The organism is Streptomyces sp. NPDC003034, assembly GCF_053591375.1.
The window spans coordinates 17,298-30,323 of sequence record NZ_JBSFTS010000032.1; the positions used below are offsets into that span (position 1 = coordinate 17,298).

The window sequence follows — 13,026 nt, forward strand, 5'->3', positions numbered from 1 at the left end:
TCCGTCCGTCCGCGGTGACTCAGCCGGTTCCCGAACGCCGGTTCGTCCCTCCGCATCCGTCTCTTCGAGCTGTACGTCCCTTCGAGCTGTACGTCCAAGCGCCTACCCCCTTCGGAGCAACTCAGACGACCGCCGCGGATGATCCCCCCGGAAGGGGGCAGCCGTCCCGAGGGGGGGATCCCCCGAGGACACAGAAGAGGTGAAGCAGCACGTGGAACAGCACAAGGAGCAGGGCGCGCAGGAGCAGGGGAAGCAGGGCGGGCCGGCGGCGGACCCGAGGAGCGCCTATCCGCGGCCCGACTTCCCGCAGCAGGAGCAGGAGCATCCCGGATGGACGGGGCAGATGGACCCGGCCCCGGATCACGGTGAGGGCTCCTACCGCGGCACCGGGCGGCTCCAGGACCGCAAGACGATCATCACCGGTGGCGACTCGGGAATCGGCCGGGCGGTCGCCATCGCCTATGCCCGCGAGGGAGCCGATGTCCTGTTCACCCATCTGCCCGAGGAGGGCGAGGAGGCCGAGCAGACCACGCGCCTCGTGGAGGAGGCCGGGCGCAAGGCGGTCCCCATCGTCTGCGACATCCGGGAGGAGGAGCAGTGCCGGGCGCTGGTGGAACGCGCCGTCGCCGAATTCGGCCGCATCGACGTCCTGGTCAACAACGCGGCCTACCAGATGGCCCAGCCCGACGGGATCTCGGCCATCACCACCGAGCAGTTCGACCGGGTGATGCGGACGAACCTGTACGGCATGTTCTGGCTGTCGAAGATGTCCCTTCCGCACATGGCTCCCGGTAGCAGCATCATCAACACCACGTCCGTGCAGGCGTACAAGCCCAGCCCGCCGCTGCTCGACTACGCCATGACCAAGGGCGCCATCGTCACCTTCACCCAGGGGCTGGCGCAGATGGTGGCCCAGGACGGCATCCGGGTCAACGCGGTGGCCCCCGGCCCCGTATGGACCCCGCTGATCCCGGCCACCATGCCCGATGCGGCCGAGTTCGGGAAGCAGTCGCCCCTGGGGCGGCCCGCCCAGCCCGCCGAACTGGCCCCGGCGTACGTCTTCCTCGCCTCCTCCGACGCCGGCTATCTCACGGCGGAGGTGATGAACGCGACGGGCGGCACCCCCCTGCCGTGACCGCCCGGGCCGCGACGGCGGGGCGCCTGCCCGCAGGGGGCGCATTTCCGTGGAGATCGCGGGCAGTCGACCGCCATGAGCCATCATCCCGACCCCGCAGGGTCCCACTGGTTGCAGACCGCCGACTTCCCCGCCCATCCGCCCCTCACGGACCCCGCCGTCGCGGATGTCGCCGTCATCGGCGGCGGCATCGCCGGGCTGAGCACCGCATGGGAGCTCGCCCGCGCCGGCCGCAGCGTGGTCGTCCTGGAGGCGGGGCGCATCGCGGCCGGCGTCACCGGCCACACCACGGGCAAGCTCACCGCCCTGCACACCACCGTGTACGAGGGCCTGCGCCGCCGCCGCGGCCGGCGGGCCGCACGGGAGTACGCACAGTCCCAGAGCGCGGCCCTGGAGCGGGTCCGCGAGGTGGCCGCGCAGCTCGGGGCCGACTGCGAGCTGGAAAGCCGGCCGGCCTACACGTACTGCGAGGACCCGGACGGTGTGGACGCCCTGCGGGCCGAGGCTGAGGCCGCCCGCGACGCCGGGCTGGACGCCGAGTTCGTCACGGAGACCGGACTGCCGTACCCGGTGGCGGGCGCCGTACGGGTCGGCGGCCAGGCGCAGTTCCACCCGCGCAAGTACCTGCGCGCGCTGGCGGACGACCTGATCGCGCGGGGCGGCCGCGTCCACGAGCACTCCCGCGTCACGGACCTCGTGGAGGGGGACCCCTGCCGGATCACGACGGAGGCGGGGGTGACGGTACTGGCGCGGGACGTCGTGGTCGCCACGCACTACCCGGTCTTCGACCGGGCCATGCTCTTCACCCGCCTGACCCCGCACCGGGACATCGTGATCGCCGGCCCGCTGGGCGCCGAGCGGGATCCCGACGGCATGTACATCACCCGCGAGGGCGGCAAGCGCTCGGTGCGCACCGCCCCGTACGGCGACGACCGCCTGCTCATCCTGACCGGCGAGGCGTTCACCCCCGGTGACGGGGATGTCGAGGCCCGCTACGAGCGGCTCACCGAGTGGCTGCGCGAACGCTTCCCCGGCGTCCCGGTCACCCACCGCTGGGCCGCGCAGGACAACGCGCCCACCGACACCGTGCCGCTGATCGGCCCCTTCCACCCGGGGAGCAGCCACGTGTACGTCGCCACCGGCTTCTCGGGCTGGGGCATGAGCGGCGGTGTCATGGCGGGGCAGCTGCTGCGCGCGCTCATCGACGGGCAGGCTCCCGACTGGGCCGAGCTGTACGATCCGCGCCGGCTGGGGCCCGTGGTGAAGGAGGCGCCCGCCTTCCTCAAAGCCCAGTTGCGGACGGGCAAGCACCTGGTCGGGGACCGCCTAGGGGCCCTGACCGAGGGAGCCCACCCCGCGGTGGACGAGCTGCCGCCGGGCGGCGGAGCGGTCGTACGGGTCCAGGGCAAGCCGTGCGCCGTCCACCGCGACGACGAAGGGCACCTGCACGCGGTGTCGGCCACCTGCACCCACATGGGGTGCGTGGTCGCCTTCAACGACGCGGAACGCACCTGGGAGTGCCCGTGCCACGGCTCCCGCTTCGGCGTCGACGGCGATGTCCTCCAGGGACCGGCGCTGCGCCCCCTGGAGCGGCGCGACGTCGAGGATCTGTGAGGCATCGGGGTCCCCCTGCCACCACCGAAGGTGCCGCTGAGGGGCCGCTCCGCTGTGCGGCCCCTCGTACGGGTGGCCGTACGGCCGGGGGCTGCGGCTCGCCCGGCGGGCTCGCACCGGACGGTTGCCTCCGGACCGTCGGGGTAGCCGCCCGATGAGGTCACTTACTTCTCCGGGAGGCGGTTTCATGATCCAGGTGTCCATACCGCTGATCCCCGCGGCCGATGGCGGTCTGCTGATACCCGCCGACCATGTCACTGCCCTCCTCCGCCGCCTCGCGGGTGACTGGGTGCACTCGACGGAGTCCGGAGAGATGCGTGCCGACCCGCAGACCGTCCTGGACCTGGCCGGCGTCATGACGGAACTCGCCGATCAGATCGACGTCGAGTGCATCGGGTTCGCGTCCATCCCGGAAGAGGAGCTCTGAGGCGGCTCCGGAAGGGGTGGCGGCCGCTTCCGGCCGACCCGATCCACGGCGGCGAGTACTGTGGGAAGGGTTCCCGTGACGCGTGAGGCGGATGGGGTTGGCTGTCGTGTCGACATCAAGTCACGAAGCGTTTGGCGCACCGTGCTGGGTCAGCCTCATGACCCGCGACCTCGGCGCGGCCCAGGACTTCTACCACTCGGTCCTCGGCTGGGAATTCCGCCCCGCCCGCCTCGGTGACGCCTTCTGCGTCGGCTTCAGCGACGGGGTGCCGGTGGCGGGCATCGGCGCCCTCGCCAAGGCCCTCTCGGTCCCGGTGGCCTGGCTGCCGTACTTCGCGGTCGACAACGCCGACATCACCGCGGCACGCATCCTGGAACGCAGCGGAACCGTCGCCGTCGGCCCCCTGTCCTTCGGCACCGGCCGGGCGGCGCTGGCCGCCGACCGCGACGGGGCCGTCTTCGGAGTCTGGCAGGGCAGCGCCATCCCGGACTGGGGCATGGGCGAGGGCGACGCCGCGCCGGCCTGGCTGGAACTGCGGACCCGGGACGCCTTCGACGCCGCCATCTTCTACGGCGAGGTCCTCCAGTGGGCCTGCGACCAGCCCGGCTGCTGCGAGGTCGCCTACGAGGAGGAGGGCAACCACATCCTGCTGCGGCACGGGTCCCATACGGTGGCCCGCCTGCACGGCGGGGCCTTCGCGGAGGCCCCGGACCCGCACGTCCGCCCGCGCTGGCACGTCCACTTCCGTGTCCCCGACCTGGAGGCCGCCATGAAGGCGGCCACCGCACGCGGCGGCGAGGCCCTCGTCGGCACGGAATCCGATCCCCCGGGCCGGGGGATCACCCTGCGCGATCCCGACGGCGCGCTCTTCGGCATCGCCGCCCCGCCCGAACCCGACGCCGACTCCTTCGGCTCCTGACCAGGGCTACGGGGCGATCGGGAGCCGGCGCTTGTGGTCGGTGAGGCGGTAGCGGCGGACGATCGTTTCGAAGGCCCGCTCGTCCACCGGCTTGCCCTCCAGGAAGTCGTCGATGTCGTCGTAGGTGACCCCGAGCGCGTCCTCGTCGGCCTTGCCGGGGTCGAGGGTCTCCAGGTCGGCCGTCGGGACCTTCCACACCAGCTCGGCGGGCGCGCCCAGCGCGTCCGCCACGGCCCGCACCCGTCGCTTGGTCAGGCCGGTCAGCGGGACCAGGTCGGCGGCGCCGTCGCCAAACTTGGTGAAGAAGCCGGATACCGCCTCGGCGGCGTGGTCGGTGCCGACGACCAGGCCGTCGTGCGCGCCTGCCACCGCGTACTGGGCGATCATGCGCTGGCGGGCCTTGATGTTGCCGTGTACGAAGTCCTGGTGGCGGGCGTCGCGGAAGGTGACCCCGGCGGCCAGCGAGGCATCGAGGGCGGCGTCGCTCGCGGGCTTGATGTCCACCGTCAGCACGTGGTCGGCCCGGATGAAGGAGAGCGCGAGCTGGGCGTCGTGCTCGTCGGCCTGGACCCCGTAGGGCAGTCGCATCGCGTAGAAGCGCGCCTCGTGCCCGGCGGCGCGGGCCCGCTCGACGGCGAGCTGGCACAGCCGGCCGGTGGTGGTGGAATCGACGCCGCCGCTGATGCCGAGGACGAGGGCGCGCAGGCCGGTGGAGGTCAGCCGCTCGGCGAGGAAGGCCACCCGGCGCTCGATCTCCCGCTCGGCCTCGAAGGTCTCGCCGACCTGGAGTTCCCGGGCGATCTCCTGCTGGCGGGCGATGGACGCCGGCTCACTCACGTCTGCTCCTTCTTCCGGTTCACGATGTGCTGTCGCGCCACCCTACCCAGGCCTGCGGATCAGGACCGTACGGGTGGGCCGGGCCCCCGGTGGCTCAGCCGGTTTGGCGCAGGTCGTCCACCGCGCCCTTGGACAGCTCGACGCGGATGAGGGCCGCCGCCAGTCTCGGGAGGTCGTCCGCGCCGACCAGCCCGTCCAGGCCCTCGGGGGTCGTCGGCAGTCCCAGCGCGTCCGCCCCCTGCCGGGCGCGGCGGTCGAACGCCGGGCGCAGTTCGGGCCACAGCCCCTGCGCCTCCCGGCAGAAGATGTCCGCGCCGACCGGACCGATCCTGGGGATCTCCCGCAGCAGCTCGCGCGTCCGGCCGGGATCCCGGCCCGCCTCCTCACGCAGCCGCCGCAGGTCGCCGCGGTACCGGTCCAGGACGAATGCGGCGCCGTCCCCGAGCGCTGCGGCGGTGCTCTCGTCGTAGCGGCGGTAGTGTGCACGGCCGAGCGCGTCGACGCGGTCCTGCCAGGAGGACGCGGCCATGGCGCGAGGTGTGCGCAGCCCGGCCGCGAAGAGCTCACGGGCCGCGGCCACGGCGATGTCCGCCTTGATGCGTACGGCGAACAGCACGCAGAGCGTCACCAGCTGGTAGAGGGGCGCGGGCGTGTTCCGCAGCCGGATGCCCGCTTCCTCGGCGCAGGTCTGCCCGTACTGCTCCAGCAGGCGTCGGAGCATCGCTCCCTGTGACACGGCATCCTCCTCCGGCCCCCGGGGCACCGCCGGGCGCGCCCCTTCCCCGGGCGGCTGCCCGCCTCCGGCGGCCGCATGCCGCTCGGCCGGTGCGGCGGTCGGGCCCGAGCGTGCCTGCCGGGGGCAGGACCGGCCGCACGGCCGGCCGCCGCGCACCGGCCGCGCCCCACCGCAGCGTGTCCCGCCGGTTCCGGCCCCGGCGGGCGGCGTACACGCCTTCTACCTGACGGCTCATCAGGTCAACCGTCCCAGCCCCCTTGACTCCGCGCCCCGCACTCGCGATTCTCGTCGCACCGTTGTCGCGGACATGTCGATCCCGCTTCTGGGGGCGGCCCTACCCTCCGACGGCCCCGGGGCTCCTCGACCGCGCCATCCGCCCACCGAAGACGTGAGTGATGACCATGACTCGACACCCGCACCGCGGGCCCCGGCGCAGTCCCCTCACGGTGCTGTCGCTGTTGTTGGCCGTGATGGCCGTGGTGCTCGGCCCCGCTCCCGCTTCCTCGGCCGCCGATCCCGGCTGGTGGAATCCGACCGCGAGGCCGGCCCCCGACTCCGAGATCAACGTGACGGGTGAGCCCTTCAGGGGAACCGACGCCCAGGGGCGCGTGCGCGGCTTCGTGGACGCCCACGACCACCTCCTGTCCAACGAGGGTTTCGGCGGGCGGCTCATCTGCGGCAAGCCGTTCTCGGAGCAGGGGATCGCCGACGCGCTCAAGGACTGCCCCGAGCACTATCCGGACGGCTCCCTCGCGATCTTCGACTTCATCACCAAGGGCGGTGACGGCAAGCACGACCCGGACGGCTGGCCCACCTTCAAGGACTGGCCCGCCCACGATTCGCTGACGCACCAGCAGAACTACTACGCCTGGGTGGAACGGGCCTGGCGCGGCGGTCAGCGCGTCCTCGTCAACGACCTCGTCACCAACGGCGTCATCTGCTCCGTCTACTTCTTCAAGGACCGCGGCTGCGACGAGATGACCGCGATCCGCCTGCAGGCGCACAAGACGTACGAGATGCAGGCCTACATCGACACGATGTACGGCGGCCCGGGCAAGGGCTGGTTCAGGATCGTCACCGACTCCGCGCAGGCCCGCGAGGTGATCAAGCAGGGCAAACTGGCCGTCGTGCTGGGCGTCGAGACCTCCGAACCGTTCGGCTGCAAGCAGATCCTCGACATCCCCCAGTGCGGCAAGGACGACATCGACCGCGGCCTGGACGAGCTGCACCGGCTCGGCGTGCGCAGCATGTTCCTGTGCCACAAGTTCGACAACGCCCTGTGCGGGGTCCGGTTCGACTCGGGCGCCCTCGGTACGGCGATCAATGTGGGCCAGTTCCTGTCGACCGGCACCTTCTGGAAGACGGAGAAGTGCACCGGCCCGCAGCACGACAACCCCATCGGCGGCGCGGCGGCGCCCTCCGCGCAGAAGCACCTGCCGGCTGGCGTGACGGTCCCCTCGTACGCGGCGGACGCGCGGTGCAACACCCGCGGCCTGACCGAGCTCGGTGAATACGCCCTGCGGGGCATGATGGAACGCAAGATGATGCTGGAGATCGACCACATGAGCGTGAAGGCCGCCGGGCGGGCCTTCGACATCCTGGAATCCGCGTCCTATCCGGGCGTGATCTCCTCGCACAGCTGGATGGACCTGGACTGGACGGAACGGGTCTACCGCCTCGGCGGTTTCGTCGCCCAGTACATGAGCGGCGCGAAGGCGTTCAGTGCGGAAGCCGAGCGCACGGACGCGCTGCGCGAGGAGTACGACGTCGGCTACGGCTACGGGACCGACATGAACGGTGTCGGCGGCTGGCCGGCCCCGCGCGGTGCGGACGTTCCCAACCCGGTGCGCTATCCCTTCCGCAGCGCGGACGGCGGCGCCCTCATCGACCGGCAGAGCACCGGCCAGCGGACCTGGGACCTGAACACGGACGGCGCCGCGCACTACGGCCTGGTACCGGACTGGATCGAGGACCTACGGCTCGTCGGCGGGCAGGACGTGGTGGACGACCTCTTGCGGGGCGCCGAGTCCTATCTGAAGACCTGGGGCGGCTCCGAGCGGCACCGGCCGGGAGTGAACCTCGCCGCCGGCTCCGGGGCCTCCGCCAGTTCGTCGGAGTGGAATCCGTTCACGAGTTACGCGCCCGGCCGGGCCGTGGACGGCGACCGCGGCACCCGCTGGGCGAGCGGCTGGAGCGACGACCAGTGGCTTCAGCTGGACCTGGGAAGCACGCGGACGGTCGAGCGCCTCACCCTGGACTGGGAGGGCGCCTACGGAAGGGCGTACCGCGTCGAGCTCTCCACCGACGGCGCCAACTGGCAGCCCGTATGGTCGACGGCCTCCGGTGACGGCGGCCTGGACACGGCGCGGTTCCCCGGCACCCCGGCGCGCCACATCCGGATCCACGGGCTGCAGCGCGGCACCCAGTGGGGGTACTCCCTGCGTGAGGTCGGCGTCTACGGCAGCTGACGAAACCCGCCTCGCCGGCCGTCACCGCCCCGGACAGAGCGGCTGCGCCGGTACGTGCACCGGCAGGCTCCTTCTCTCCTCGGCGGTGAACTCGCGATGGGCGATGACAGCGCACAGTTCGCGCTGCCACCGTGCGGCATCGAGGCGCAGGGTGCCGCCGTTGCCCTCCGGATCGACGTAGACCACGGTCTTGCCGTCGGCCGAGAAGTCCATGAACTGGTAGCCGACCCGCCGTGCGCCGGGCCTGTCCCGGGCAAGCCCGAAGTCATAGGAGTCCAGATAGGCCTGGGTGCCGATCCGGTACGTCCGCACGGTGCTGTCGGCTGCCACCTGGAACAGGCCGTCACCGTCGAGGAAGCGCGCGACGAACACCATGCCGGCGCGGTCGATGACGCTGCGCAGAGGACCGAGCTCCTTGCGCAGGGGGCCGGTGCGCCACAACTCGATGATTCCGCCGCTCCGCATGAGGCCGAAGAAACGACCGCTCCGGTCGAACTGGACGGCGACTGCGTCCTCATTGACCTTGATCGTCTTCGCCGTGCGGCCCGTGGTGATGTCCACGACGCGGACGGCTGATTGGCTCCCGACGAGCACAGCCACGTGGTTGGGCAGCGGGTGGGCGACGACACTGGCGCTCGGAGCCTTCCCGCCTCGGCTCTCGGGGAGGAAGACCGCGGCGTCGAAGTCCGCGAGCTGCGCGCCCGTCCGGACGTGCCACTGCTGTACCCGCGTACCGGCGACCGTCACCAGGTGCCCGTCCCTGTCGAAGAAGGACGTGAACTCCTCCTCGGACGGCGGCATGGCGGTGGTGACCCGCGCGGTCTCCCGCAAGGTCGAGACCTCGCGGACGGAGACCACGTTCTTGGCCTGCCAGTCGGCGAAGAGTCGTCCCTCGCGGTCGAATGGCAGCCGGTTGTTCTTGTGGTTCCAGTGCGGCTGAGGACGCGCAGCCTCGGCGAGTAGGCGGTCGCCGTCCTCGCCGGTGGGCCGCAACTGCAGGCCCGAACCGCCTTTGAGGACACTGATCGCCCCGGTGCCGTCGTGGGTGAGCCGCAGCCGGCTCACGTCGAGCCGGGTCGGCCCCAGGTGGAGAGGGGTGTACACGATCGAGGAGGCGTCGAAGCCGAAGTCGGCGACGAGCAGCTTTCCGCCCGCCGACACGAGGCGGGGGGCGGGACTGGAGCTCCCGCCGGGGGCCAGGGCCTCGGCGACCACGGCGGCGCGGCCCAGGTCGATCAGCCGCAGGCGCTCCCCCTCCTTGAAGGCGACGTGGCGGCCGGTCCTGTCAGCGCTTCCCGGACCGCATCGGCTCTTCGTCCGGTACTCACCCCCCTGGGGCGCTCCGTCGAGGAGACGGTGGCGCCTCAGGACGGTGTCCTCGCCCTGCTCGGTGCAGACGACGACCGTGGTGCGGTCACCGGAGGGCAGATAGGCGTCGGCCGCAGCCACCACCACGCGCGCCCGGCCCGTGGCCATGTCGATGGCCAGGAGCCGCTGGCCCTCTTCCAGGGTCTTCCCGCTCCAGACTCCCGCCAGCAAGGACCGCTCGTCCGGGCTGATCCACAGGTCACCGTTCGGCTCCCCCGGTACGGGCACGGAGCCGCCCACCCTCTCGGCGTCCAGGTCCCACCACACCAGCCGGCCGCTCGTCGTGACGACGACCCGCTTCCCGTCGGCCGAGATCGCGAACCCCCTGGCGGGATCCCCGAACCGGACCGTGTCCGCCAGCTGGGGCAGCCGGTGCACCGGCCCGGCGATCCGGTCCGCCTCGGGGTGCACCTCGAACCAGCCGGCCGTACCGTCCTCGGAGACGAAGGCGGCCCGCTTGCCGTCCGGTGAGACCATGGCGGAGGCCACCCGCCTCGCCTCGACCGGTTCGCTGCGCACCCGTCCCTCGGTGGCGTGCACGAAGAGCACCGCCCGGCCCGAGGTCGACCTCGCGAAGACCACATTGCCGTCCTCGCTCACCGCGAACTGCCCCACCGGCGCCGCCAGACCGGAGAGCAAGCGGCTCGAACCGGAGTACGCCAGGTACTGGCGCAGCAGTTGGTTGCGCGCCTCCCTCGTCGGCGAGGTACGGAACGCCGCCAGCGCCAGCATGACGGCGCGGGCCGGGTCGGCGGTCGCCTCGTCCTGGGAGACCTGTACCAGCGCACGGGAGTTGGCCAGTTTCTGGCGCGTATGGGACTGCTCCCGCGCGTACAGGGACAAGGCTCCGAAGAGCATCGCCAGCACGATCACGCTTCCGACACCGGAGAAGAGGGCCCGGCGCCTGCGGGCGCGTGCCAGGTGGTGGTCGCGGCCCTGGTCCAGGTAATCGCGCTCCGCGGCGGTGAGCTCGGAGCCGCGCTCGCGCAGCCACCGCTGGGCGCCGGCCATCGCGGCCGTGGCCGGCAGCAGTTCGCGGGCCCGGCCGCCACGCTCCCAGCGGTCCATGTCGTGCCGCAGCGACTCGCGCCAGTCGAGGAAGGACCGGTCCTCAGCCGCCCACGCAGCGAGCTTCTCCCAACCGGTGATCAGCGCCTCGTGCGCGAGTTCGACGGTGTCGGCGCCTTCGGCGTCGCGTCCGGTGACCAGCAGCCGCGTGGTGGCCAGGGTGCGGGCGATGCGCCACTCGTCTTCACCCACATCCCCGCGCAGCACCATGCGGCGGGTCGCGGCCGCGGAGCCGAGCGGTACCCGGACGAGCTGCGTGAACAGGCGTCGGGCCGCCGCTTCGTCGCGCTCCGGGACGTGTGCGGCCCAGAGCTCGTCCGCTTGAGCGCCCAGCGCGCCGGTGACGCCGCCGAGTTCCTCGTACGCGCGGTGGGTGAGCCGGCCGCCGCTCTGTCGTCGCCACAGCAGGTCGAGGGTGAAGCCCAGCAGGGGCAGGGCGCCCGGTTCCGTGCCGGTGTCGGCCAGGATGCGGTCGGCGAGGTGCGGTTCGTAGCTCACGCTCGGGATGGCGTCCACGGGCGCCGTCACGGCCTCGCGGAGCTGCTCCGGACCGAGCGGGCCCAGGGCGCGCACGCTGTCGCTGAGCACCGGCCCCAGGCGCGGGTGGGCGAGCGCGGCCTCCAGGAAGTCGGCCCGCAAGGTGGTCAGCACGCGGACCTCGGGCGGCAAGGAGTCCTCGTAGAGCACATCGGTCAACTGGCCGACGGCCTCGGGCTGGAGCGCGAGGAGCTCCTCGAACTGGTCGACCACGACCAGCAGGTGCCGGCTGCCGTGGCGCTGAAGGACGCGGGCCACGACATCGGCCAGGCCTCCGGCGGCGAGCACATCGGCCAGGGCGGGCAGTCGCGTCAGCCGCTGCGTCTCGGACGCCTGCGGGTCGAGCAGCGGCAGCAGCGCGGCGGCCAGGGCCGACAGCGGGCCGCTCCCGGAGGCGGGCCGCAGGACGATCACCGAGGCGCCGGCCGCCCGGAGCCTCGGCACGACGCCCGCCAGGGCCAGCGAGGACTTGCCGGAGCCGGAGGGTCCCACGATGGTGACCCAGCGCTCGGTGGCGAGCGTGCCGGCCAGCCGCGCGCTCTCGGCTCCCCGGCCGTGGAAGACCTCCGCGTCGGCTTCCAGGAAGGGCGACAGACTGCGGAACGGTGAAGGGGGCAGCGCCAGGTCCCGCAGTCCGGGCCAGGCGGCGAGCAGGCCGTCCGTGGGGATCAGATAGCTCACCGGGGGGTCCCCGGCCTCGGCCTGCACCATCATGCCGACCACGCCGACCAGCCGGTCGTCCCATACGGGGCCGCCGCTGAAGCCGCCGGAGACGGCGTAGCCCTGGCCGGACAGGTCGGCCTGCACCCATCCGTAGGCCTGCCGCGCTCTCAGGACCGCGGAGTGCCAGACGCCGCCCTGACGGCCGACGGGGAAGCCGAAAGCCCGTACGGGGTGCTCCCAGACGTCCTGTGCCTCGACCAGCCGGACGGGCCGGGCGCCGGGCAGCGGGGCGTCGAGCCGCAGGACGGCCACGTCCCCGCCGCCCGACGGCAGCGGCCGCGTCCAGCGCTCGACCCTCGCCGCGACGCGCGGGCTGTCCCGCTCGGGAGCGGGGACCAGCGGCAGGTCGACCGAGAGCCGGTCGGAGGCGTCGGGTTCGACGTCCCTCGGGGTGCCGAGCGCCGCCGAGACCACGTGGGCGCAAGTGAGGGCCACGTCCGCGGAGACGAGGAAGCCCAGGCCCACCGCCTGCCCCCGCCGGTCGTAGACGCGCAGCACCGCCGCGTCCAGCGCCTGCGGCGCGGAGCCCGCCGCGGGCCGGGGCTCCGTCGACGTCACGACGGGGATCGCGGCGGGGAGAGTGCGACGCCTCCGTCCTGACCGTCCGCGGGAGGTCTGTTCCAGGTGAGCGTGACCGTGAAGTTGGCCTGGGCCGCCGTGCTGGTGATCACCACATCGGCTTCGGCGGACAGCGAGAGCCCGAAGGCGACGCTGATCTCGTCCGGGGCCTGTGCCATGCCGCGGAAGCTCTCGACGAAGTTCTGCGCGACGGGGCGGACACCCGCCAGCATGTCCCCCAGCGACCGGGTCGCCCGGGCCACCACCTGGCCAGGTCGGGCCACCTGCACCAGGCCGTCCGCGGTCTGCTCGACCTCGACCCTCACGACATCCGTCCGTACGGCGCCGCCTGCCGCGCCGTCTCCCACGGATACGGGCAGCTCCACGAGATACGCCATCGCCTCTTCGCCCCTCCGGGGCGCGCGGCCCCGCTCCCCTTGCGTGCGCGCGGCTCGGCGCCCCGGCTGGGAGCACCCGCCGCGTAACTTAAAGTAATCAAACGGTACCGCACCGCGATGTGTGCCGGGGGCCGAACGACGAAGATCGGCAACGGTCGCCGGGGACTTTGCCGGCGGGGCCCGTGCCGTGCCGGATCCAGGGCACCGCCGCCTCAGAGGGGTTCCACCGTCTCGACCG

The 13,026-nt window shown here is 72.7% G+C and carries 9 protein-coding genes; 5 read left to right on the forward strand and 4 right to left on the reverse strand.

Annotated features, from left to right (window positions below):
• Window positions 1-211 precede the first annotated feature (211 nt).
• The 4 genes from ACWDX7_RS25225 to ACWDX7_RS25240 all read left to right on the forward strand — a co-directional run bounded on the left by ACWDX7_RS25225 (window position 212) and on the right by ACWDX7_RS25240 (window position 4,095).
• Window positions 212-1,135, forward strand: coding sequence for an SDR family oxidoreductase (locus tag ACWDX7_RS25225; protein WP_451492063.1), 924 nt, complete (start codon window positions 212-214; stop codon window positions 1,133-1,135).
• A 75-nt stretch (window positions 1,136-1,210) separates the two neighbouring features.
• Window positions 1,211-2,749, forward strand: a complete 1,539-nt coding sequence (locus tag ACWDX7_RS25230) for an FAD-dependent oxidoreductase (protein WP_451492064.1) — start codon at window positions 1,211-1,213, stop codon at window positions 2,747-2,749.
• Window positions 2,750-2,936: 187 nt separating this feature from the next.
• Window positions 2,937-3,176, forward strand: a complete 240-nt coding sequence (locus tag ACWDX7_RS25235; protein WP_451492065.1) for a DUF6213 family protein — start codon at window positions 2,937-2,939, stop codon at window positions 3,174-3,176.
• A gap of 157 nt (window positions 3,177-3,333) precedes the next feature.
• On the forward strand, window positions 3,334-4,095 hold the full coding sequence (locus tag ACWDX7_RS25240; RefSeq protein ID WP_451492066.1) for a VOC family protein: 762 nt from the start codon (window positions 3,334-3,336) through the stop codon (window positions 4,093-4,095).
• A 6-nt stretch (window positions 4,096-4,101) separates the two neighbouring features.
• Here ACWDX7_RS25240 and nadE read toward each other — a convergent pair whose 3' ends face one another.
• Window positions 4,102-4,932 carry an ammonia-dependent NAD(+) synthetase gene (nadE, locus tag ACWDX7_RS25245; protein ID WP_451492067.1) on the reverse strand — a complete coding sequence of 277 codons (831 nt, stop codon included), beginning with the start codon at window positions 4,930-4,932 and terminating at the stop codon, window positions 4,102-4,104.
• A gap of 94 nt (window positions 4,933-5,026) precedes the next feature.
• Window positions 5,027-5,653 carry an endonuclease gene (locus ACWDX7_RS25250; protein ID WP_451492095.1) on the reverse strand — a complete coding sequence of 209 codons (627 nt, stop codon included), beginning with the start codon at window positions 5,651-5,653 and terminating at the stop codon, window positions 5,027-5,029.
• Window positions 5,654-6,063: 410 nt separating this feature from the next.
• Between ACWDX7_RS25250 and ACWDX7_RS25255 the strand changes: the two genes are divergently transcribed.
• Window positions 6,064-8,136 (forward strand): discoidin domain-containing protein, encoded by a 2,073-nt coding sequence (locus tag ACWDX7_RS25255; protein WP_451492068.1) that lies wholly within the window; start codon window positions 6,064-6,066, stop codon window positions 8,134-8,136.
• Window positions 8,137-8,157: 21 nt separating this feature from the next.
• Here ACWDX7_RS25255 and ACWDX7_RS25260 read toward each other — a convergent pair whose 3' ends face one another.
• A complete protein-coding gene (locus ACWDX7_RS25260) occupies window positions 8,158-12,390 on the reverse strand; it encodes an nSTAND1 domain-containing NTPase (RefSeq protein WP_451492069.1) in 4,233 nt (1,410 codons plus the stop codon).
• Window positions 12,387-12,788: a CU044_2847 family protein gene (locus ACWDX7_RS25265; RefSeq protein WP_451492070.1), complete on the reverse strand. Its 402-nt coding sequence runs from the start codon at window positions 12,786-12,788 to the stop codon at window positions 12,387-12,389. Before ACWDX7_RS25265 ends, ACWDX7_RS25260 begins: the two co-directional genes overlap by 4 nt.
• Between the last annotated feature and the right edge of the window lie 238 nt (window positions 12,789-13,026).